A 21435-nucleotide genomic window follows, 5' to 3' on the forward strand; every position below is an offset into this window, starting at 1 on the left:
TGGATTGAAACAGATGTTCCGGGGGTAGACTATGGCTGTATTTAGTGTCGCTCCCCATGCGGGAGCGTGGATTGAAACAGATTACCTTGTTTTTGACTCTGAGATAGATCTTGTCGCTCCCCATGCGGGAGCGTGGATTGAAACATGTTGTGCTCCTTCCCGGCCATGCCGGATTGTTGTCGCTCCCCATGCGGGAGCGTGGATTGAAACTTTTATATCGGACAGGGTGCAATAAGTCATTATTGTCGCTCCCCATGCGGGAGCGTGGATTGAAACAGATTGATCAGGATCTTGTGGAATGTCCAGCGCGTGTCGCTCCCCATGCGGGAGCGTGGATTGAAACTGTCCACCTCTACCGTGGCCTCGTAATCGTCATGTCGCTCCCCATGCGGGAGCGCGGTGCAGCGATTTTGAAATTACCTTTCTACATAGCGGAACTATTTTTTTATAGGAGGTTAATACAATAAAAGGTAATTATGTTGCTTTTAATCAGACCAAATTGAAAAAAAATTGAATTTTATTGCAAAAATCAGGGTTTCCCCTAATTGACATGAACTATTATACTCGATATTAAACTGCTATATAACATCAGAGTTCATATTTATATGGGCACCTCCACTGACTGTTATTCTTTTTTGGCGAACAAGATAGGATTATGGTTCTGTCTTGTTCGCCATTAAGCTATTCCTGGCCCGGTAATGTCAATTTTATTTTTTTTAATGCATCAATCAAATCCGTTGCAGTTGCTGCTGCATCGTTTAACAGCATTATCGTTTTCGGATTCTCGTATAAGGTATTCTCAACCCCGGAATAGCCCGGATTTGCATCAAAATTGCAGACGATCACTTTTTTTGCATCATGGGCCAAAAGTATGGGCATCCCGGAAATGGGAGTGCCTTCTGTATCAATTGCTGCCGGGTTTACAACGTCACAGGCACCAAAAATAAGGACAGCGTCTGTTTGTGAAAATTCAGGATTGATTTCATCCATCTCGTAAAGCTTATCATAATCGATTTCTGCTTCAGCAAGAAGTACATTCATGTGTCCGGGCATTCTTCCGGCAACCGGATGAATAGCAAATTTAACTTGTGCGCCCATTGATTCAAGAATTGATGCCAGCTCTACCACTTTGAACTGTGCCTGTGCCAGAGCCATGCCGTATCCGGGAATAATAATAATTTTTTTGGCTGATGACAATGCGGTTATGGCTGAATCCAAATGGCCCTTTGGGTTATCTTGTATTGAGGATTCTTCAATAGCAGGGTTTGTCTCTGAAAGATTTTCAAGTAATTGCCGGAGTGTTTCTTTGGCGTTTCCGAGCAGCAGAACGGTATTATTGTTTTGATAGAGAGGATTTTCAACGCCTGAGTATCCGGGTTTTTCATCCAGATTACAGCACACCACATGCTTTGATTCATGGGCAAGTAAAATCGGCATGCCGGATATGGGGGAGCCGTCAGTTTCAATGGCTGCGGGATTCACCACATCGCACGCCCCGATAACAAGGGTCAAGTCTGTATCTTTGAATTCAGGATTTATATCATCCATTTCTTCCAGCATATCATAGTCAACCCCGGCTTCAGCCAGCAGTACATTCATGTGTCCGGGCATTCTTCCGGCAACCGGGTGGATGGCAAATTTTACATCCTTGCCCATGGAAAGCATTTTGTTTGAAAAATCAATCACTTCAAACTGTGCCTGGGCCACGGCCATGCCATAGCCTGGTACAATAATGATTTTACTTGCTTTGCGGGCAATTTCAACAGCCGTTTGAAACTTATTTTTTTCAACGGGTTGATGAAGGATTTTTTTTTCAACTGGATCTTCAATTTGGGTTTGCTCATTTTTAACCGCAGGTTTGTTCAAGGAACCCTCAACAGGAACAAAAACCCTGAAAAGACTGCGATTCATTGCCCGGCACATCACGTGGGTCAGTATTGATCCTGAAGCCGCCACAGTAGCCCCGCAGGAAATTAACAGCTTGTTTTCGATAATCATGCCGCAAAAGGCAGCAGCCACACCTGCGGTTGCATTTAAAAATGAAATCAAAACCGGCATGTCAGCTCCGCCAATACGAATGGAAAAAATAATTCCAAAGAGAATTGACAATAAAATGATTGAAATATAAAGGAATATCCGGCTACCCATAGGCGCATACACTGATGCAATAATCAGTGCGATAATGGCAGCAAGGTTTATCATTACAAGCCATGTGTGTTTCGGAAGTATGCGTGGGGTCTGCCCAAGCTTATTTGACAGTTTTCCGCCGGCGATCATTGATCCGCTGAATGTCAAGGATCCAATGGCAAGCCCCAGGAGCCCGGAAATTTCATTCACCATCCCAAGGTGTTGAGATCCCCGCATCAGTTCGGCAAGGGAAAGACAAAAAGCGGCAATACCTCCGGCACCATGCTGAAAGGCAACCATGGCTGGAATCTGAATCATGGTAATTTTTTTTGCTACCCAATATCCGGCAGCAGAACCGACAACAAGGGATATCAGCACAATACCAGGATACAGGGTGCCGCTACGATAAAGAACCAGGGCAGCAGCACAGGCTAAAGCAAAAGCTGCGGTAAGGTTGCCGAACTTTGCTCTGTGGGGCCAGTGAAACAGCCAGATGCCCAGGATGAGGATGCCGATTACAGAAAAATCCAGGAACAGGTTCATGGCAGAGTATGCTTCAACCATTATTTTCTCCCCCCGCTTCTTTTTTCTTAAACAGCCTTAACATCCTGTCTGTAATCGCAAACCCGCCCACAAGGTTGAAAGCGGCCATGACAAAAGCCACCGATCCTATTATCTGTTCGGTCCGGGTTGATGCAACTGAGAAAAGAATCAACACCCCTAATATGGTGACGGCAGAGATGGCATTTGTCATGGACATCAAGGGTGTATGAAGCAATGTGGGTATTCTTGAAATCAGAAAATACCCAACTACAAAGGAAAACAGAAAAACCCCTCCCATCAATAAAAGATTTGTCATTGGTTTAGTCCCCAAAAATTTTTAATGTTCATTCAACCCCATGGCCTTGAGAGTTCCTTCGTGATAAAGTTTGCCTTTATGCGTAACAAGAGCGCCTTTGATGATTTCATCATCCATGTCAAATTCATCAGTCCCGTCTTTATAAAGGTTCTCAACAAAATAATACAGATTATTGGCATAGAGCCAGGAAGAATGAACCGGCACTGATCCGGGGATGTTTTTAATCCCGCAGATGTAGACACCATTATGCATTAATTCTTTTCCAGGGTCTGTCATCTCGCAATTTCCTCCCTGGTCAATGGATACATCAATAATAACAGAGCCGGGTTTCATGGTTTCAACCATTTTTTTTGTGATTATATGCTGGGCAACTTCCCCCGGGACAAGAGCACTGAGAATAATGATATCAGATTCTGCAACTATGGGAGCCAGTGCTTGTCTTTCTTTTTCAAGCCATTCTTCAGGAAGTGCTTTGGCATATCCGCCTTCTCCAAGGACCAGTTCGGACGGGGGATCAAAATCCACCACTTTGGCCCCGACACTTGCCGCCTCTTCTTTTGCAGCCGGCCGGATATCAACCGCTTTGACAATACCCCCCAGCCTTTTCCCTGTTGCAATGGCCTGAAGCCCGACAACGCCGGTGCCGATGACCAGAATATTGGCTGGTTTTATCATGCCAATGGACGTACCGATCATGGGAATGAATTTAGGAAAATTAGCAGCAGCGATAATGATGGATTTATAGCCGGTTATGGCACTCATGGATGTCAACGGATCCATGCGCTGGGCCCTTGAAATCCTGGGAATGCCGTCCATTGTAAATGCCGTGATGTTTCTTTCCTGTAGTCTTTTCACATCGCCATGATTTGAAGGAGCTGCCGGATGGATAAAAGTAATAAGCCTCTGGTTTTCTTTTAGCATGTCGATCTCATGCTTGTTGAACTGCTCATTAAACAAGGGTTCCTTGACTTTTAAAATAATATCTGATCTGTCGAAAACCTCGGCTGCATCAGCTGCAATTTGCGCCCCTGCCTTCCGGTATGCTTCATCATCGGTAAAGGCCCCGGCACCCGCCTTTGTTTCAACAATTACATCAAATCCCAGTTTTTTAAATTTTTCAATGGTTTCCGGGAGTGCTGCAACCCTGTTTTCCTTGTACATAATTTCTTTTGGTATTCCTATCAGCATGGTTGGACTCCTTTTATTATTGTTTTATTTTTCATAAATCCTGAGTCTTTCAAAGTTCATTTTTCATATCTTCTCATATGAATGAAAATCTTAAAAGCGCAATAAATCTTTTTTTAAGGAAATACAAGATGTTTTTATAGTATTGACAATAAAAGCTTTATTGTGTTTCTCACTAGTCAAAACCTATGTCTCATAATTTTCATATAAATTAATTTACAATTTGGAAAAAAACCTGACACGTATTTGAAATTATCTTTTCATCAATTCAAAGTCTAAAGCAAAATTATCTTTTATATTTCAGTGGGTTATAATTTTTATCGCGCTTGGAATCAAAACGGCATCATAGTTGCTCTTAGATTATTCAGTGCATTCTGGATGAATGTAAAAAGTCATTTTTACCATAAAATTTAAGAGAGCATAATGGAAAAACACAATCGCGAACGTAAAGATAAAGAAAAGCAGCTCAAACGATCTATTTTAACCAATATGATAATCGTCCCATTTATTCCCTTTTTATTGGCCATCGGGGTCAGTTTCTATTTTTTTATCACAGCACTTGAAAATAATACCGTCAACAGTTTAAAACGGATAGTGGAAGATCATTGTGATATGATCGAGTCCTTCCTGGTAGAACGTCAATCAGATCTTGAGTTCATCACAAACATCTATAGTTTTGAAGAAATCAATTCTACTAAAGCCATTAATATCATATTTGAGAATTTAAAAAATCGATCAGGTGCATTCGTTGACCTGGGACTCTTTGACTCCCAGGGTATCCACATAAGATACTCCGGCAAGTATCAGCTGAAAGGAAAAGAGTATAAGGATGAGGTATGGTTCAAAAAAGTCATGCAGACCGGATACTATATCAGCGATATTTTTTTAGGCTATAGAAACATCCCTCATTTTGTCATTGCGGTACGTCAGAGCAGTGGGGATAAAACCTGGGTGCTTCGGGCAACCATTGATACATTGTTTTTTGATACCCTGGTATCAAAAGTGAGAATCGGAAGGACAGGGGAAGCCTATATTTTAAACAAAGATGGAATCGCTCAAACCGTAAGGCGGTCGGGGGGCATTCGTCTTCTGGAAAAAGATCACGAATATTCCAATTTTCCAAAATCGGAAAACAGTATCCATACGTTTATTAAATCTGATCCCGAAAAGAATAAGTATTTGTATGCAACCATCTGGCTTAAAAACAGGGAATGGCTCATGGTGGTCAGGCAGGAAAAAAAGGATGCTTATAAATCGCTTTATTCAGCTTTATACATCAGTTTAATAATCATGGTCATTGGTGGGGCATTCATTGTCGTGATCGCGATATATACCACTGAACGTATCCTTAAAATGATCGAGCAGCTGGGGATAGAAAAAGAAAGCCTTGGGAATCAGTTGATCCGGGCTACCCAACTGGCTGAAATCGGGGAAATGGCAGCCGGGTTTGCCCATGAAATAAACAATCCTCTGCAAATTATTAAAAGTGAATATACCCTGATAGAAACCCTCATGGATGAAACCTTCAGCAAAGACGGAATGGAAAAAAATGAGGATATAATGGACATTGAGGACTCATTGGACCAGATAAAGCTTCAGGTGAATCGCTGTTCTGAAATCACCCATGCTATTTTAAAGTTCGGACGAGAAAGTGAAACAAAAGAGCAATTATTACGCCCATTTATCGTTATTCCTGAAATTATCAGTATGATAGAAAAAAAAGCCGTGGTCGGTGGTATTGAAATTATTAAAACTATTTCAGAACAAGCTCCCGGGTTCATGGGAGATCCATCCCAGTTTCAGCAGGTGATACTCAATCTTTTCAATAATGCCATGGATGCAATTGAAGAACGGCACGGTTCATCCGGGGGAAGACTGAGTATTGCGGTCTGCAGGAAAAATGAAAACAGGGTTGAAATAAAAATCACCGACAATGGAACCGGCATCAGTCCGGAAAATATTGAAAAAGTATTTTCTCCTTTTTTCACCACAAAACCTGTGGGGAAAGGGACCGGGCTTGGGCTTTCCGTTTGTTACGGGATTATAGAAAGTTTTGGCGGCACCATGAACGTCAATAGTGAACAAAATGTCGGCACGACCTTTGTTATCAGTTTGCCGGCTATACATTAATGAAAATTAGGGAGGTTTATTGTGGAAAAAATGAAAATCATGCTGGTTGATGATGAAGAACGTTTTCTCAAAACAACCAAAAAACTGATTGAAAAAAAAGGGTATGAGGTTTTAACAGCTCAAGACGGGGAGGAAGCCCTTGAAAAACTAAAATCTCAAAATGTTCATGTGGTTATCCTCGATGTAAAGATGCCCGGGATGGACGGAAATGAGACACTAAAGGCAGTCAAGGCACTTTATCCCCTGGTGGAAGTCATTATGCTGACCGGGCATGCCACTGTAGACTCAGCCATTGACGGCCTGAAATCAGGGGCCAACGATTACCTGATGAAACCAGCTGATATTGATGAAATTATTGAAAAAGCAACAGAGGCATTTGAAAAACGACAAAGGCTTGAAGAAAAAATCAGGCTGGCACAAAGTAAAAAATATATGAGATCCCCTCGCGAAATTCTCAAAGGTGATGATGAATAAAATTTTGATACAGGAAGGTTTATAAATGAAAAAAGAGAAGAAAGCTACTGGATATGATAAATATATAGACTGGAAAATGTTCATAATTCCGGTTGTTCTTTTGTTCGCAGCCCTACTGATGCCAACCCCGTATGGGATGAAGGATGTCGGTGCCGAATATAAGGTCGGGCCCAAGGTTGTCGTGAACCATATTACCAAAGAGCTGTTTGATATAAACAGCTCAGATGCTGAACAATGGCAATTGCTCACTGCCAAGATTATGGAAAAAAACATACGAATGGGTGCCTTGAACAAATCCCGTTTTTTAAAACGGGATATCAAGTGGTGCAAAAAAAATAAGATAGAGGCCAGCCAAAAAAACTTTGATAAAGCCCACGACTATATCAAAATGAATGTTGAGGAAGCTGATTTTCGGATTCTCATGGGAAAAGCACTAAAGGCTAGAAAAGAAGGGTTGAAATATGAAGATTTGACAGGAAAGGATAAAAAAGCCGCTGACAAGGGTGCCTGGCATATAAAAGTTGCCATTGGCATGGGGTTATTTGTTGTGCTCTGTTTTTTAACAGAGTGTATCCCCCTTCCCGCGGTTGCCTTTTGCGTCGGCCTAATTCTTGTTTTTACCGGGGTGGTTTCAAGACAAGAAGTGGCCATGCTTTATTGGAGTGATGCCTGCTGGTTTATCATGGGCAGCCTGATGTTTGCTGCAGCCTTTGTTAAGACAGGCGTTGATAAACGGGTCTGCATGGCAATGTTCAAAAAACTGGCTGTTCCTAATACCAAATGGATCACCCTGGTTTTCTTTTTGATCATAGCACCCCTGGCGGCATTTATATCCGACCATGCCCTGGCTGCCATGTTCCTTCCCATTGGAATGCTGTTATACCAGAACAGCCTCACCGAGGAAGTACCAGAGGATAAAGAACTGGCTAAACTGCTCATGATCACTATTGCCATGGCCTGCAATATAGGTGGGCCTGGAGCACCTTCCGGCGGGGCAAGAAATGTGATTATGATGACCTATCTAACAGATATGTTCGGAGTTGATATTGGTTATTTCCAATGGGTTACCTATTGTTTCCCATTCGTAATTATCATGATTCCCATTACCTGGTTTATCACCAATCTTCGTTTCAGGCCCAAGATCATCTCCCTGGCACCTGCTATGGATCAGTTAAGGATAGAAATTGATAAAATGGGAGGCTGGAACAAGAAACAGATATGGGCTTTGATAATATTTATTATTATGGTGTTTGGATGGTTTACAGAAAAAGCTTTTTATAATATGGGCATTTATCCCATCCGGCTGGGTATCGGTGTTATTGCCATAGCAGGCGCGGTTGCCTATATCCTGACCGGGGTTGTCAACTGGCGGGATTATCAGGATAAGGTGGATTGGGGGGTTGTCTGGCTTTATGCAGGTGCCATTATATTTGGAAGAACACTTGATTCAACAGGTGCGGCCTATTGGCTGGCGCGATCCGTAATCGACTTTTTAGCACAATTCGGCATGGAAGCCGGTCTTCCCTTAATGATGGTCAGTAACGGATTGACATCAATTCTGACCAACCTTATGGCGGACGGCCCTGCTGCTGCTTCTGTCGGACCTATTGCCCTTAACATGGCGGGCATGGTTCATCCCGGAACCAGTTATCTGCCGTTCATGGCCATGGCAACAGCCATTGCATCGTCATTTGCATACTGCCTGATTATCGGCACACCACCCAATGCAATTGTATATGCCAGTGGATATCTTGAGCCCAAAGATTATCTCAGGGTCGGAATTCCCATATTTTTCGTTGCCAATGTTGTTTTGCTTTTTTTGACCGGGGTTTACTGGTCATTCAGGGGATTTGGCATAATGCCCGGTTTTTAACCAATTTTAAATGGATGCTGTTATGAACAAACAAATAAAAGTTTCACAATTTAAAAAAATAATGCTGGAAAACGGGAAACTGTTTTTCAGCAAAGAAACGGAACGAAAATTCTTTTTCTTTATGACAATCATCATGCTGGTGATGGGCATATTTGTAAAACTGATATAACCGTAAGGATCTGAAGATATCCAAAGGAGAGTGCGATTATGTTGGGATCCACTTTAAAAAGCTGGCAGTTTTACTCTTATTCTCTGATTCAGCTTTTAATTGAACCCGGACAGTTTTTTAGGGAACTTGCCGAAAATACAACATTGAAAAGGGCATTAGGGTTTATGGTGATCTGCTGTGGTTTTTTTTCCATTGCAAGCCTTTTAACCGGGGCCTATTCCAGACCTGTCTGGATAATGGCAATCATCTTTTTTGTTAATGCCGCAGGAATGATCGTTCTTTCATCATTCTTAGGATATACGGCAATGGCCCTGATTTTTGGGAAACGCCCCTCTTTTTCTATTGTTTTCAGTCTGTATGCCTTTTCATCCGGGGTGACCCTTTTTATATCCTGGCTGCCTTTTTTCCTATGGTTTTCCGAGCCCTGGAAATGGTGGCTGATATACACAGGGTTTAAAAATACCTGTGGATTTACATGGAAACAAGCATTGATAATTTTATTGGTTTCTATGACGGTTCAATTTTTCCTGATATATTCAGCTGTGATAGCATTCGTTAATTAAAAGGATAGAACTTAGGTATCTTGTAAACATTATGAAAAGTATTGGTCAATAAGGAGACAGTATAAATGACAAAACAAATAAAAGTGTTAATGGTGGATGATGAAAAAAGATTCAGGGATACGACAAAAAAAATACTGATGAAAAAAGGATTTGAAACCATCCTTGCAGAAAGTGGTGAGGAGGCCCTTGAAAAAATTGGACAGGCTCCGGATGTGGTTATTTTGGATATCAAAATGCCTGGTATTGACGGACACGAGGCCCTGGCAAAAATAAAAAAGCTTAGACCGGATCTTCCAGTCATTATGCTGACCGGTCACGGTGACAGGCCTTCGGCAAGGGAAGCCCTTGTTGAAGGGGCGTTTGATTACCTGAGCAAACCCTGTGATATTGATATTCTGACAGAAAAAATCAAGGAAGCCTGCCATCAAACAAATAAATTGTCTGAGCACGAAGAAAGACGGATTACATCCGTAATGATCCCGATTACAGAGTACACAACCATCAATGAAAAGAAAACCGTACAGGATGCAATTAATGTGCTGAAAAAATCTTTTGCTACAAAGATGGCCACAAACCAACTGATGGAGACCGGTCATCGGTCGATTCTCGTGAAGGACTCTGACAAACAGATAAAGGGGATTTTGACCATCAGGGATCTGCTGGAAATAATCATGCCGGATTATCTTTCCGCCCCCAAGCCATCCCTGGCAGACAGTATTGAATATTCCCCCATGTTCTGGAAAGGAATGTTCAATATGGGAATCCGAGAGGCCAAGAATAAATGCATCAGTGACATCATGTCGCCTTCTCCCATTTCTATTAACAGTAGATCAAACCTGATGGAGGCGGCATACCTCATGCTTCGCAGCAACGAGAGACGTCTTCTTGTCACTTTGACTGACAAAACTGTGGGTGTTATAAGAGAGCAGGACCTGTTTTTTGAGATGGAAAAAATTTTAAATTCATAATTCAGGTAGGATTTTTTAAGGTTAAATCAAAATAAACCTGGGAATGGTAATCGCCAGGCCATCTCCCGGGCTATTTTTAGCCGGATCAATCCATTTTAATGCCATAATACCAGGAGGCCAAAGTGTATTTCCCAATTGCTGAAATTCATGCCAACCCATATATTATTTTCTTTACGGCGCTTATTGTTTCATTTTTCACTTCAATGGGCGGTATTTCCGGCGCATTTTTATTATTGCCGTTTCAAATGAGCGTTCTTGGGTATACATCACCTTCTGTTTCCGCCACCAATCATGTTTTCAACATCATTGCCATACCAAGCGGGGTATATCGGTATATTAAGGAAAAGCGGATGTTATGGCCTTTGGCCAAGGCTATCATTATCGGAACTTTGCCCGGGGTTTTTATCGGTGCGTGGGTACGAATCGAGTATTTGCCTGATCCAAAGAATTTCAAGATGTTTGCAGGGATAGTCCTGCTATATATCGGTTGGAAGCTTTTAAAAGATATTATAAGTAAAAACAAGACAAAGGAAAAAGGCCGACAGATCAAGGCGACGGGTTTTCACAGCCTTGCCGTCATGGAGGCCTCGTTTAACAAGGTTTCTTTTACATTTGGGGGAAAAGTATATGGTTACGCGCCGTTACCCATTTACATTATCTGTTTTTTAGTCGGGATTATTGGCGGGATATATGGAATCGGAGGCGGGTCTATCATTGCACCGATACTTGTCACAATCATCGGCCTGCCCGTACACGTGATTGCAGGGGCAGCCCTTCTGGGTACATTTGTCACCTCGGTTTCCGGTGTGATTTTTTACCAACTTCTGGCCTTTATATACCCTCAAGTGGCCGTATCTCCGGACTGGATGCTGGGCGCATTGTTCGGTTCAGGCGGAGTCTTAGGCATGTATCTTGGGGCAAGGGCTCAAAAATTTGTTAAAGCCGTATATATTAAAGGGATTTTAAGCAGTTGCATCCTGTTTATTGCTCTAAAATATATTTCAGCCTTTTTTATTTAAATCCTGAATTCATGCTTAATCGGTGATATTTCCTGAAACATGAATTCGGATTGATTTTGGCGGTGATAAATCTGTTTGAATAGTGATGACATCAAAATATCGACCCGGTTCTTTTTTAGTATTTTCAACAATCAATTCATAGTAGGGTAAAGGGCCACCGATTTTTTTAATTTCATACTTAATATGTTTCTTGTTTTTGGCAAATATTTTCAAAATCCGGAACTGATTATTTTCTGTGGGCGTTATCGTAATTTTGGACTTTATGGTTTGTCCTGCCCTGCCTCTTAACCTGACGATACCAGGCTTAAGAACAACAAATTTTTTTACAAACCCGGTCATCGCGACTCGTATAACAGGTTGTACTGGATCATTAGTGTGGATTTTAATCGTTTCTTTAATTGTTCTTCCACCATATCCGCTGGTGGATAATACCATTGTAATTTTTCCTTCGTCTCCCGGAAGGATCAGCTTGCTACTTGAAGCTGCAGTACACCCTCAGCCGGATTCTATTTTTCCGATTTTCAACGCAGCCGATCCTTTATTCTGCACAATGAAATCATGAAAAGTTTTATCTCCTTCCACAACAGGTTCAAACTGGAAAACATATTCCGGCAGAAAGGCCACCGGGTTTTTTTGAGACGGGATTTCATCTGCAGATATAGTCACCACTGTGAATAACAATAATAAAAACAGCTGCATAACACAATTTTTCATCTAATTATCTCCTTTCAGTTTTATATAATCTCAATTGGTGTTTATATTTAATGGTGTTTTTATAAAACGTTAAAATCAAAAGACTGAATGCCAGGCATAAAAAAAAGATATCTCTGAACAAGATTAATTTGGTCATGGGGGTTTCATCAGAGTCTGTTGAAAAACATCCACAGCTGATATCCAGTCCCCTTGCGAGATTAAAAAAGATTAATCCCACAAAGATGCTCATTAATATGGTAACAATCGATACAACGCCCGCCATCCATCGATTCAACAAAAGACTTGCCCCCACCAATAATTCAAGCCATGGCAGTATCAAGGCGACCAGGTTGATCAGTGAATCAGGTAACACCTGGTAATCAAACACGGCCTGGGCAAATGCCTGGGGATGAAGAATTTTATCTATACTGGCAAAAATAAAAACACCGGCAAGAATTAATCTGATGGAATGATAAAAAATATCGCTTTTAAGACCGATTTTGAATAATTGTGCGCCTTTGGTATTATTCATTATTAAAAAATCCAAGCTTTTTTCTGTCTTCAAATGGAGTGAGTCTTTGGGCAATCAGATATACATCAGTCTTCATAGGAATCCCCCTCAACCGGCAGGTTCATTTCCTGCCAGACGGTCCAGCCGTTCACAAGGACTTTGACTCGGTTAAACCCCATGTTCCTGAGAAACAGCGCCAGAGCGTGACTCAAATCACAGGACTCGCCGTCGCAATAGGTGATGATAACAGCATCATTTGGTAAATCCTGTGCAATATCCATAAAATAGTCATCAACTGCATGCCAGGGTAAATTTTTTGCCCCTTTTATATGACCCAATTCAAACTGGTTCTTATCTCTGGCATCCATAAAAACAGCCTCATTTTTTTCAAAAAGTGCCTTTGCCAGTGAGAGAGGTATAATAAGCGTTTCACCACTATCCGAAGTAAGCCGATTTTCTGTTGACCAGTCGGCAATGACAGTAATCGAGTCAGGGCGAATCATGTTTACAGCGAACCCGATGACCACGGACAAAAATAGTATGAAAAAAGTCTGTCGGGCAACATCATTCAGATGCAGTTGAAATACTGTGCGCTGCATTTTAAAATCATCCCTTTTGTTTACACATCCAGATTAAACTTTTTAATATAGTCAGCCAGCTGTTTTTTCTCAATGAATATTTTAAGAGGCCTGGAAAAAAGGGGTCAAAATAAAATATATCCCCAACAGGACAATCGTTGTGCCTGCGAGTTTTCTGAACCACTGGCCTGCTCCGTTCCACATATTATTTTCAAGCAGTTTTTTCACTGCAGCTGTTGAGCTTCCGGCAATAACAATAGGAAGGCAATGGCCGATACCGAACAGGATGATCAAAACAATACCTGTCATAACTCTTTCCTGGATAGTAATGATGGCCAGAATCGGGGCGATAAACCCGAAGGTGCATGAACCCGACAGGATGCCATAAGCAAGGCCGAGGACAAAAGCCCCGGGCATCCCCTTTAAATTCAGTTTGTATAAGAGGCTTCCGGACATTGTACACTTTTCAACCCCCAGCATTCCCAAGGCAACCCATATGAGGATGATTCCCACAAGGATCTGCCAGTAATTTCCCACATCCCCGAGCATTCTGCCCAACAGTGCACAGGCAATTCCAATCAATGCAATGGTGATGAATAAACCCAGGGTAAACAAAATAGAATAAATTCCTGCCTGTCTTGGCTGGATCATCTTTTCCTGGCCTCCAACATAGCCCACAATCAATGGAATTGATGCCAAATGGCAGGGACTGAACAACACACTGATCATGCCCCAGGCAAAACATCCAATTGCAGCAAAATAGATCCCACCTGAAATCCATTGGTTTACCATCAAAAAAACCGAGTCCAGCATAATCGTTACCCCTTGTTTTTAAGTTCCGGTTTGTCAACTCCCATTTTGGTCAATTGTTCAACAATGGATTTCTCATCTAGGAATCCCACATGACGGTAGACCTCCTCACCCTGTTTATTAAAGAAAATTTGGGTTGGGATCGCCCGGATCTTGAATCGCGGTGCCTGATCCCGATTCTCCCATACATCTATGAAAACAATTTCGGCTTTTCCTTCATAGGCTTTTCCAAGCTTGGCAAGAATCGGTGCCATCATTTTACAGGGAATGCATTCGGTGGCCCCAAGGTCGATCAGCGTAACCATCCCTTTAACTGGCAGCTGGTTAAAATCAAGTTGATGCTGGTCGGCCGGTCTTGATTCGGAAAGGTCTGTTTTTGATCCATTGGAAAACCGGGTCTGATAAATTCCTAATGCTGCCGCAAGGGCGATCACACCGACTACAGCGTACCAAAGTTTTTTCATTGGGTGACCCCCATTTTATCAAGTTGTTTGAGTACTTCTTTTTCTGCAAAGAATCCAATATGCCGGAACACTTCCCTGTCGGTTTTATCAAAAAATACCTGAACCGGGATGGACTGAATGCCAAAATGTCCTGCCAGGACCTGTTCTTCACGGACATGCACAAATTTAATATTCAAGACATCGGGAAATTTTTTTTTCAAGCTGTCAAGGATCGGCTGCATCATGTCACAGGGGATGCACCCGGAGGCCCCGACCTCCACCATGGTGACTTTTCCCGAAGACCGGGCCTTGTCAACCGGATTTTTTTTCATGATGGCGTACTGGGTATCCATCCACTTCCGGTTAATTTGTATTTTGTGGTGCTCTGCCAGACCAGCGATGTGGGTCTCGACTGCATCCTGTCTTTTTTTCTTGAGAAGAAAGCCTTTGATATTGTCTTTTACCTGCTCAAAGGGCACCCCCCCGACCATTTCTTTGTTCCCGCCATAAAAGGCTTTTGCTTCGCTGTCCAAAACTTTGGCTTCTTTTACTGCCGAAGAAAGATAAGCGCTGATCTGATCCTCAAGCTTCGTATTCTCTTTTGAAAAGCCATTCTTTTGGACCTCATGGGCAAGAATTTTTGTGATGATTTCCTGCTCCAGCAGGAAAATCAGGTTTTCTTTTAATTGCTTCCTTAATTTCGGGTTGTAACGGTCAAGGGATTTTTCAAGAGGCTTGCCTGCAATTGCAATCCCGGTGCCGGTTTTCAGGATGCTATCTCCCGTCATGTCTACTAGCTCGGCAGATTTTAAAAACCGGTCAAAAATCAGTGGATACGTATCAGATACAGTTGATGCAGCAGCACCTGCCGTATTGAGAAAAATAAATACAACCAGACCGGATAGAAAAAAGATAGTTGCCGGTCCCAAATGAATGCGTTTTATCATGAGGATCAAAGTTCCTTTTTATTATCCGCAGCAGTTAAATGGTTTTTCTGACGGAGCCAGATTATTACCCGAATGTTTTGAACAAATATCCAGAACAGCGGACTTTACCTTGACAATATCTTCTGCTTTCAGGGTAAATTCATTATTTTTTTCAATGCCAAGATTGGTGATGACCACGTGATTTTTCAGGGGAACTTCGGCCTGCTCCAGAATGGCTTTAACGCATTCTACCTTGCATCCATCAATGGCGACCATGTTTTCCACGTTCTTTGCAGACTGGACAAATCCGCTCAACTGACCGCCGATTCCGGCAAGGCAGAACATTTTACCCAAACCTTCACGGGTCAGCTCAATAGCGGCCTGATTGGAAAGCTGCCCCACGTTGGAAACCCCGGAACAGGCAAGAACCATAATATTTCCTTCTGATGCACAACAGTTTTTCGTCATTTTATGTCTCCTTTATGAATCATGATTAACAGTTGGGTCAAAATGGCCGGCTTATTTTGTCAGCCAGGATTTGACGTCCTCTTTTTTTGGAATTTTCCCGACACATTTTACTTCGCTGTCAATTACCACGGCAGGCGTTCCGAAAACCCCATAACCGGCTATTTCCATAACATCCGTAACTTTCTTGATCTGAGCATTTACGCCTGTCTCGGCAACTGCCTCCGTTACAATCTTTACTGTCTGCTCGCATTTGGGGCATCCTGGACCCAGTATTTTTATATCCATCACACACTCCTTAAAATTTAATGGTTCATCTTTATATTAAACGGCAATAACGCCGTAAATCATACCGGCAAAGGTTGACAGCACAACAATGATCGAACAGAAGACGGCGGTTTTCTTAACCCCCATGACTCCTCCGATAACCAGCATATTGGGCAAAGACAGGGCCGGGCCGGCAAGTAGCAGGGCCAGGGCCGGACCCTTGCCCATCCCGGCACCAATCAGTCCCTGTAGAATCGGCACCTCGGTTAACGTGGCAAAATACATGAAGGCGCCAGCCACCGAGGCAAATAAATTGGCCGATAGGGAGTTGCCGCCCAGAAGGGATTGAATATAATGTTCCGGTATCAGGGCCGCGTGCCCGGGCCTGCCGAGCAGGAATCCTGCCACAATCACCCCGCCAAAGAGCAGCGGGAAGATCTGCTTCATAAATCCCCAGGTGGACTCCACCCAGTTGACACATTCTTCTTTTTTAAACCAGGCCTTCAGCATCCAGCCCAATGCAATCAAAAGGAAGACCGTAATATACCATTTGGCGGAAAAAATGGCCGGCCATAATCCCGAGGAATCCGGCGAAGGTTTAGCAAATGCCGCAAAAACCAGGATCAGAACCATGGTTAAAAGATAGATTCCGTCCTGGAAAAGCGACCGTCCCTTGTCTTCTTCATCAGGCACATAGATCTGACCGGTTGTCCTTGCGGCATCATCCTTTTTGAAGATGACGGACATCAAGACCCCGGTAATCACAGCAAAAAAAATTGCACCGATGGCCCGGGCAAGGCCGAGCTGCCACCCCAGGATCTTTGCCGTCAGGGTGATGGCCAGAACATTGATGGCCGGGCCTGAATACAGAAATGCTGTTGCAGGACCTATCCCGGCACCCCGTGTATAGATCCCGGCAAAGAGCGGCAATACCGTACATGAACATACGGCCAGTATGGTTCCTGAAACAGAGGCGACCGAATAGGCGAGAATTTTACTGGCCTGGGCGCCGAAATATTTGAGAACTGAGGCCTGCGATACAAATACGGCTATGGCACCGGCAATGAAAAAAGCCGGGATCAGGCAGGTCAGAACATGCTCTCTTGCATACTCCTGGAGCATCATGAAAGCCTCCATACCGGACTGCCGGATAACCGGATGTGCCCATGGAATGAAATAGGCCATAAGATACAGAGCAATAAGGTAGAATAATTTTGTTCTTTCTTTCATTTATATACTCCTTATTTTTATTCCCACCGTAATGGGCTGGGTTGTTTTTGATTCCATGATTTCTCCTGTTCTAACTTATATATGGTCACTTATCGATATTTTAAGATAAATTTTTGTATAGCAAATTATTTCCCAACAATATCATGACGGTCAATGCCCGGAAGTATTTGGATCAGCTCTTGAATTTCAGATTCGTTATCCAGCCAATGCTTCAGATTTCCAATCATGCTGGCCGAATAAGGGGAACCACTGCCGTCGGAAAGAGAATAGTTGACCCAAAGTCCATCCTTAAAACTTCTTACCAGCTCTGCGTCTTCAAGAATTTTTAAATGTTTGCTGGCAGTAGATTGGGCAATTTTAAGGGCTGTTTTAATTTCACAGACGCAAAGGGGCCGGGATTGAAGCATCTTCATCATTTTGACCCGGTTAGGGTCTGATAGTGCTTTCATAACTCTAATAAATATTTTCATGCATTTTCTCCGTTTATATCGTTAAAATGGAATATAACGATATGGACACCCTGTGTCAAGGCATATACCAAAAAAGATATTAAAACTCCTTGGTTTATGGTAGAGAAAACAAATGTTAACTATTGTGACAAAGAGAAAAAAACTATGAGCCTATCTCCTGAAGATTTGATCCTCAAGGTTTTTGAAAAGTGTGCCGGGAAATCCGGCTGTGACGTATGCAGGCTTCACATGGAAGAGGACTGTCTTTTTTTCCCCGAGCTCTATCGGTTGCAAGACCAGGCAGAAGAAGCAAGGCTGTCTGTCTGCGCCAAAGACCTTCGTCACTTGCTTGATCTTTGTACTCTGTGCGGACTATGCCCCTGTCAGGATATAAGAATGTTTATCCTTCAGGCAAAAGCGGCTTTTATTGATGAGAAAGGGATCTCACTGTCCAGCCGAATAATTTCTGATGTTGAGACGGTCGGTCATTGGGGAACAACTTTTTCAACAGTCGCCAACCAATTGAACAGGTTGACGTCTGTTTTTCCTCTCTTGAAAAAGGCCTTAAATGTCCATCCAGAAAGGCACCTGCCTGTCTTTCCAAAAGAAAGCTTTTTCCTTTGGGCAAAGAAAAGAGGCCTGAATTCTAAAAAAGGCAGCAATAGTCGGCTTGCATCAAAGGTTGCCTATTTTGTGGGCTGTAGTGCCGGGTACCTTTTTCCGGAAGTCGGAAAGGCTGCTGTAAGAATCCTAGAACAAAATAACATTGAAATTTTTGTACCGCCACAAGAATGCTGCAGTATGCCATTGATAATGGAAGGCGATAAAAAAACGGCTTTAAAAAAAATACATACAAATATTGAAAGTCTTTTAAGGTCTGTTCAAAATGGATATGACATTGTCTGCTCATGTCCGACCTGTGGATATTTTTTTAAAAAACTGCTTCTGGAAAATGCTTATTATTCAGAAGCCTTTCAGGAGAAATCAGGGGCTGGCAATAAAGTTATGAAGGTTCCTTTCGGGTCAGGTGAAAAAAGGTTTATAACGGTCCCAAAAGGGATCTATCAGAAACTATTAAAGGATGATGGATACTTTTCTTCACTTGACCCCTTAAAGCGGATAGAATTGTCAAACAAAGTAAAGGATATGGGAGAATATCTTCTATCCATTCAGGTTAAACGCAAATTAAAGATCGACCTGACCTGCCCGGATATTCCCATGGTCTATTATGCATCCTGCCACCAAAGGGAACAAGAAATCGGGCAACCGTATTACCATCTTCTCAAATCTTTTCCCGACTCAGATATTATCCAGATCAAGGGTGTCATGCAGTGTTGTGGTATGGGGGGACATCTCGGATATAAAACATCTTTTCATCCACACACCCTTAAAATCGGTGAGCCGCTTTTTGAAAGACTTCTGTCCGAAAAAGACAGGACCATCATTACAGACTGTCTTAGTTGTAGAATACAATTCCAGCAAACTATGTCCAGGAAAGTTTTCCATCCCCTTGAAATGTTTTAAAAGATGCCCCAGCCTTCATAAAAGTATTGACGGATTTGAATTTTAGAAATATATAATTAGTTGTTTAGCTAATTATAGAAATGGTGGAACTATGGATGATCTTCTTTCAATACTAAAGGCATTGTCTGATAAAAACAGGCTTAGAACATTTTGTGCACTATTGTCTTATGAAGAACTTTGCGCCTGCCAGATCACAGAGCTTTTGCAGGTGGCAGGAGCCACAGTCTCCCGTCACTTAAGCCTCATGGTCAATGCAGGCATATTAAAAAATCGAAAACACGGGCGATGGGTTTATTTTCGCCTGAATACAGAAGATCTTTCGCTTGACCCTGTTTTTAAATGGGTGAAACGGAAACTTCATGGTTCAAATCAAGTTGAAAATGACCTGAAAGCCTTAAAACAGATTACAATTATCCCCTGCGAAGACCTCTGCCGGAAACAGCGGGGAGGGACATCTTGTCCTAAAAAATAAACAGGAATATTCTGATGAATGAAAGACTAAAAGTCTTATTTTTGTGTACAGAAAATTCGTGCCGCAGCCAGATGGCAGAAGGGTGGTCACGGAAGTTGAAAAAAGACACAATTGAGGCGTATTCGGCAGGTGTTGAGATCCGCGGTCTGAATTCCGATGCTGTCAAAGTGATGGCAGAAGCAGGGATTGATATCTCAGGACATAAATCAAAACATATTGATGACTTTAAAGATATAGAACTTGATGCAGTGGTAATAGTATGCAGTCGTGCCAGTGAAACCTGCCCGTATTTTCCGCCCCGCTGCAAGGTGGTTTATGCAGGGTTTGATGATCCGCCTATAATGGCGGAAGAACTTGCCAGGCAAGGAGCGAGCATGGAAGAACAAATGGATTGTTACCGCAAGGCCAGGGATGAAATAAGGACTTTTGTTGAAGCATTGCCGGACAGTCTTGAATTATAAAAGGAGAGAATAATGAACATGCATGCCTTAGGTGCCAATGAACGAAAAATGACCAGTATTTTTGAACGCTATTTGACCATCTGGATAGGCCTGTGTATCGTCGGTGGTATTTTGCTGGGGAAAATAGCTCCGGATCTTGCTAAAACCCTGGACAAAATGTCTATAAATATTAATGGCGCTCCCGTGGTTTCAATCCCCATTGCCATCTGTCTTTTTTTCATGATGTATCCCATCATGGTAAAAATTGATTTTGCCAGTGTGTTAAAGGCCGGGAAAAGCGGCAAACCTGTTTTTTTAACCCTTTTTATCAACTGGTGCATCAAACCCTTTACCATGTATGCTATTTCATTATTTTTTCTGGGGGTTTTATTCAAGACCTTTATCGGCGTGGATGCCATTGATCTGGTTAAAATGCCTTTTGGCCTGGATCTGCCTGTGGGTGGCCAGCATGGGGCGGGTATGGTCGTCCTGCATGAAGGGGTGAAAATGCTGCAGATCCCCTTGTGGCGCAGTTATTTTGCCGGTTGTATCCTTCTTGGAATTGCTCCCTGCACAGCCATGGTTCTGGTCTGGGGATATCTTGCCAGGGGAAATGACGGATTGACCCTGATCATGGTGGCCATTAACTCTTTGACCATGCTTGTTTTATATGGAGTGCTGGGCGGTTTTTTACTGGGTATTGGAAAACTCCCTATCCCCTGGCAGGCATTGCTTCTCTCGGTTGCCATCTATGTTGCACTTCCCCTTGTTGCCGGTTATTTATCCAGATTGTGGATCATCAATGCAAAGGGGGAAGACTGGTTTAGAGAAAAATTTTTAAATGTCTTGACGCCGGTTACTATCAGCGCCCTGCTTGCAACATTGGTCCTTTTGTTCAGCTTCAAAGGGGAGGTGATTACATCCAATCCCTTAACAATAGTCTGGATCGCTATTCCTCTTTTTATACAGACGATTTTTATTTTTATTCTTGGTTATGGTGCTGCAAAATTATTGAAATTAAAATATGAAGATGCGGCTCCTACAGCCCTGATCGGGGCATCCAATCACTTTGAGGTTGCTATTGCAACATCAGTGATGATTTTCGGACTTTCATCAGGAGCAGCATTGGCCACAGTTGTGGGTGTTTTAATAGAAGTCCCCGTAATGCTGATGCTGGTTAGTATCTGTAAACGAACCAGTTCCTGGTTTGATAAATAAAGTCCGACCAAAAACCGCTAAAATAAATTAAGTTTTATGTTA

General features: G+C 42.6%; 24 protein-coding genes and 1 CRISPR repeat array. Of the genes, 11 read left to right on the forward strand and 13 right to left on the reverse strand.

Annotation, left to right across the window (positions count from 1 at the left end):
* The first annotated feature begins 44 nt into the window (after positions 1–44).
* Positions 45–343: a CRISPR direct-repeat array (repeat unit 34 nt; unit sequence TTGTCGCTCCCCATGCGGGAGCGTGGATTGAAAC).
* Between the two features lie 338 nt (positions 344–681).
* Genes QAI40_RS11905 through QAI40_RS11915 form a run of 3 tightly spaced genes read right to left on the reverse strand, consistent with a single transcriptional unit; the run spans position 682 to position 4174 of the window.
* Positions 682–2691 (reverse strand): NAD(P)(+) transhydrogenase (Re/Si-specific) subunit beta, encoded by a 2010-nt coding sequence (locus tag QAI40_RS11905; RefSeq protein WP_299982394.1) that lies wholly within the window; start codon positions 2689–2691, stop codon positions 682–684.
* Positions 2684–2986, reverse strand: coding sequence for an NAD(P) transhydrogenase subunit alpha (locus QAI40_RS11910; protein WP_299982397.1), 303 nt, complete (start codon positions 2984–2986; stop codon positions 2684–2686). Before QAI40_RS11910 ends, QAI40_RS11905 begins: the two co-directional genes overlap by 8 nt.
* A gap of 21 nt (positions 2987–3007) precedes the next feature.
* Entirely contained in the window at positions 3008–4174 is a 1167-nt protein-coding gene (locus QAI40_RS11915; protein WP_299982400.1) for an NAD(P) transhydrogenase subunit alpha, read from the reverse strand.
* A 420-nt stretch (positions 4175–4594) separates the two neighbouring features.
* Here QAI40_RS11915 and QAI40_RS11920 point away from each other — a divergent pair, with 420 nt between their 5' ends.
* From QAI40_RS11920 to QAI40_RS11950, 7 genes are all read left to right on the forward strand, one after another.
* Positions 4595–6301 carry a sensor histidine kinase gene (locus tag QAI40_RS11920; RefSeq protein WP_299982403.1) on the forward strand — a complete coding sequence of 569 codons (1707 nt, stop codon included), beginning with the start codon at positions 4595–4597 and terminating at the stop codon, positions 6299–6301.
* A 21-nt stretch (positions 6302–6322) separates the two neighbouring features.
* The gene (locus QAI40_RS11925) at positions 6323–6775 is read left to right on the forward strand and encodes a response regulator (protein WP_299982406.1); all 453 of its coding nucleotides are present in this window, start codon (positions 6323–6325) and stop codon (positions 6773–6775) included.
* 25 nt (positions 6776–6800) lie between these two features.
* Positions 6801–8648: an SLC13 family permease gene (locus QAI40_RS11930; RefSeq protein WP_299982409.1), complete on the forward strand. Its 1848-nt coding sequence runs from the start codon at positions 6801–6803 to the stop codon at positions 8646–8648.
* Positions 8649–8670: 22 nt separating this feature from the next.
* On the forward strand, positions 8671–8817 hold the full coding sequence (locus tag QAI40_RS11935; protein ID WP_299982412.1) for a hypothetical protein: 147 nt from the start codon (positions 8671–8673) through the stop codon (positions 8815–8817).
* A gap of 38 nt (positions 8818–8855) precedes the next feature.
* Positions 8856–9380 carry a YIP1 family protein gene (locus tag QAI40_RS11940; protein WP_299982415.1) on the forward strand — a complete coding sequence of 175 codons (525 nt, stop codon included), beginning with the start codon at positions 8856–8858 and terminating at the stop codon, positions 9378–9380.
* 65 nt (positions 9381–9445) lie between these two features.
* A complete protein-coding gene (locus QAI40_RS11945; protein ID WP_299982418.1) occupies positions 9446–10348 on the forward strand; it encodes a response regulator in 903 nt (300 codons plus the stop codon).
* Between the two features lie 122 nt (positions 10349–10470).
* Complete coding sequence (locus QAI40_RS11950; RefSeq protein ID WP_299982421.1) at positions 10471–11367, forward strand: sulfite exporter TauE/SafE family protein; 897 nt, start codon at positions 10471–10473, stop codon at positions 11365–11367.
* A gap of 15 nt (positions 11368–11382) precedes the next feature.
* Here QAI40_RS11950 and QAI40_RS11955 read toward each other — a convergent pair whose 3' ends face one another.
* The 10 genes from QAI40_RS11955 to QAI40_RS12000 form a co-directional block, all read right to left on the reverse strand.
* Positions 11383–12081, reverse strand: a complete 699-nt coding sequence (locus QAI40_RS11955) for an OS_HP2 family (seleno)protein (RefSeq protein WP_299982424.1) — start codon at positions 12079–12081, stop codon at positions 11383–11385.
* 4 nt (positions 12082–12085) lie between these two features.
* Complete coding sequence (locus tag QAI40_RS11960) at positions 12086–12592, reverse strand: MauE/DoxX family redox-associated membrane protein (protein ID WP_299982427.1); 507 nt, start codon at positions 12590–12592, stop codon at positions 12086–12088.
* Positions 12593–12657: 65 nt separating this feature from the next.
* Positions 12658–13170, reverse strand: a complete 513-nt coding sequence (locus QAI40_RS11965; protein ID WP_299982430.1) for a rhodanese-like domain-containing protein — start codon at positions 13168–13170, stop codon at positions 12658–12660.
* An 81-nt stretch (positions 13171–13251) separates the two neighbouring features.
* A complete protein-coding gene (locus QAI40_RS11970; protein ID WP_299982432.1) occupies positions 13252–13962 on the reverse strand; it encodes a cytochrome c biogenesis CcdA family protein in 711 nt (236 codons plus the stop codon).
* A gap of 5 nt (positions 13963–13967) precedes the next feature.
* Positions 13968–14423, reverse strand: coding sequence for a thioredoxin family protein (locus tag QAI40_RS11975; RefSeq protein WP_299982435.1), 456 nt, complete (start codon positions 14421–14423; stop codon positions 13968–13970).
* On the reverse strand, positions 14420–15349 hold the full coding sequence (locus tag QAI40_RS11980) for a TlpA family protein disulfide reductase (protein WP_299982438.1): 930 nt from the start codon (positions 15347–15349) through the stop codon (positions 14420–14422). The genes QAI40_RS11975 and QAI40_RS11980 overlap by 4 nt, the downstream gene beginning before the upstream one ends.
* A gap of 21 nt (positions 15350–15370) precedes the next feature.
* Positions 15371–15796 carry a putative zinc-binding protein gene (locus tag QAI40_RS11985; RefSeq protein ID WP_299982441.1) on the reverse strand — a complete coding sequence of 142 codons (426 nt, stop codon included), beginning with the start codon at positions 15794–15796 and terminating at the stop codon, positions 15371–15373.
* 51 nt (positions 15797–15847) lie between these two features.
* Complete coding sequence (locus QAI40_RS11990) at positions 15848–16081, reverse strand: thioredoxin family protein (protein WP_299982444.1); 234 nt, start codon at positions 16079–16081, stop codon at positions 15848–15850.
* Between the two features lie 36 nt (positions 16082–16117).
* Positions 16118–17290 (reverse strand): permease, encoded by a 1173-nt coding sequence (locus QAI40_RS11995; protein ID WP_299982447.1) that lies wholly within the window; start codon positions 17288–17290, stop codon positions 16118–16120.
* A 125-nt stretch (positions 17291–17415) separates the two neighbouring features.
* Complete coding sequence (locus QAI40_RS12000; protein WP_299982450.1) at positions 17416–17760, reverse strand: ArsR/SmtB family transcription factor; 345 nt, start codon at positions 17758–17760, stop codon at positions 17416–17418.
* Between the two features lie 144 nt (positions 17761–17904).
* On the opposite strand from QAI40_RS12000, the gene QAI40_RS12005 reads away from it, so the two are divergent.
* From QAI40_RS12005 to arsB, 4 genes are all read left to right on the forward strand, one after another.
* Positions 17905–19263 carry a heterodisulfide reductase-related iron-sulfur binding cluster gene (locus QAI40_RS12005; protein ID WP_299982453.1) on the forward strand — a complete coding sequence of 453 codons (1359 nt, stop codon included), beginning with the start codon at positions 17905–17907 and terminating at the stop codon, positions 19261–19263.
* A gap of 91 nt (positions 19264–19354) precedes the next feature.
* Complete coding sequence (locus QAI40_RS12010; protein ID WP_299982456.1) at positions 19355–19735, forward strand: ArsR/SmtB family transcription factor; 381 nt, start codon at positions 19355–19357, stop codon at positions 19733–19735.
* A 14-nt stretch (positions 19736–19749) separates the two neighbouring features.
* Positions 19750–20196, forward strand: a complete 447-nt coding sequence (locus QAI40_RS12015; RefSeq protein ID WP_299982459.1) for an arsenate reductase ArsC — start codon at positions 19750–19752, stop codon at positions 20194–20196.
* 12 nt (positions 20197–20208) lie between these two features.
* Positions 20209–21393 carry an ACR3 family arsenite efflux transporter gene (arsB, locus tag QAI40_RS12020; protein WP_304511646.1) on the forward strand — a complete coding sequence of 395 codons (1185 nt, stop codon included), beginning with the start codon at positions 20209–20211 and terminating at the stop codon, positions 21391–21393.
* Positions 21394–21435 lie beyond the last annotated feature (42 nt).

This window comes from Desulfobacula sp. (assembly GCF_030611305.1).
Lineage (GTDB): Bacteria > Desulfobacterota > Desulfobacteria > Desulfobacterales > Desulfobacteraceae > Desulfobacula.

Bases quoted from the DNA above. Each gene is read 5' to 3' on its own strand.
- QAI40_RS11905 (WP_299982394.1), bottom strand. From the start codon at position 2,691: ATGGTTGAAGCATACTCTGCCATGAACCTGTTCCTGGATTTTTCTGTA.
- QAI40_RS11910 (WP_299982397.1), bottom strand. From the start codon at position 2,986: ATGACAAATCTTTTATTGATGGGAGGGGTTTTTCTGTTTTCCTTTGTA.
- QAI40_RS11915 (WP_299982400.1), bottom strand. From the start codon at position 4,174: ATGCTGATAGGAATACCAAAAGAAATTATGTACAAGGAAAACAGGGTT.
- QAI40_RS11920 (WP_299982403.1), top strand. From the start codon at position 4,595: ATGGAAAAACACAATCGCGAACGTAAAGATAAAGAAAAGCAGCTCAAA.
- QAI40_RS11930 (WP_299982409.1), top strand. From the start codon at position 6,801: ATGAAAAAAGAGAAGAAAGCTACTGGATATGATAAATATATAGACTGG.
- QAI40_RS11935 (WP_299982412.1), top strand. From the start codon at position 8,671: ATGAACAAACAAATAAAAGTTTCACAATTTAAAAAAATAATGCTGGAA.
- QAI40_RS11940 (WP_299982415.1), top strand. From the start codon at position 8,856: ATGTTGGGATCCACTTTAAAAAGCTGGCAGTTTTACTCTTATTCTCTG.
- QAI40_RS11945 (WP_299982418.1), top strand. From the start codon at position 9,446: ATGACAAAACAAATAAAAGTGTTAATGGTGGATGATGAAAAAAGATTC.
- QAI40_RS11960 (WP_299982427.1), bottom strand. From the start codon at position 12,592: ATGAATAATACCAAAGGCGCACAATTATTCAAAATCGGTCTTAAAAGC.
- QAI40_RS11965 (WP_299982430.1), bottom strand. From the start codon at position 13,170: ATGCAGCGCACAGTATTTCAACTGCATCTGAATGATGTTGCCCGACAG.
- QAI40_RS11970 (WP_299982432.1), bottom strand. From the start codon at position 13,962: ATGCTGGACTCGGTTTTTTTGATGGTAAACCAATGGATTTCAGGTGGG.
- QAI40_RS11975 (WP_299982435.1), bottom strand. From the start codon at position 14,423: ATGAAAAAACTTTGGTACGCTGTAGTCGGTGTGATCGCCCTTGCGGCA.
- QAI40_RS11980 (WP_299982438.1), bottom strand. From the start codon at position 15,349: ATGATAAAACGCATTCATTTGGGACCGGCAACTATCTTTTTTCTATCC.
- QAI40_RS11985 (WP_299982441.1), bottom strand. From the start codon at position 15,796: ATGACGAAAAACTGTTGTGCATCAGAAGGAAATATTATGGTTCTTGCC.
- QAI40_RS11990 (WP_299982444.1), bottom strand. From the start codon at position 16,081: ATGGATATAAAAATACTGGGTCCAGGATGCCCCAAATGCGAGCAGACA.
- QAI40_RS11995 (WP_299982447.1), bottom strand. From the start codon at position 17,290: ATGAAAGAAAGAACAAAATTATTCTACCTTATTGCTCTGTATCTTATG.
- QAI40_RS12000 (WP_299982450.1), bottom strand. From the start codon at position 17,760: ATGAAAATATTTATTAGAGTTATGAAAGCACTATCAGACCCTAACCGG.
- QAI40_RS12005 (WP_299982453.1), top strand. From the start codon at position 17,905: ATGAGCCTATCTCCTGAAGATTTGATCCTCAAGGTTTTTGAAAAGTGT.
- QAI40_RS12010 (WP_299982456.1), top strand. From the start codon at position 19,355: ATGGATGATCTTCTTTCAATACTAAAGGCATTGTCTGATAAAAACAGG.
- QAI40_RS12015 (WP_299982459.1), top strand. From the start codon at position 19,750: ATGAATGAAAGACTAAAAGTCTTATTTTTGTGTACAGAAAATTCGTGC.
- arsB (WP_304511646.1), top strand. From the start codon at position 20,209: ATGAACATGCATGCCTTAGGTGCCAATGAACGAAAAATGACCAGTATT.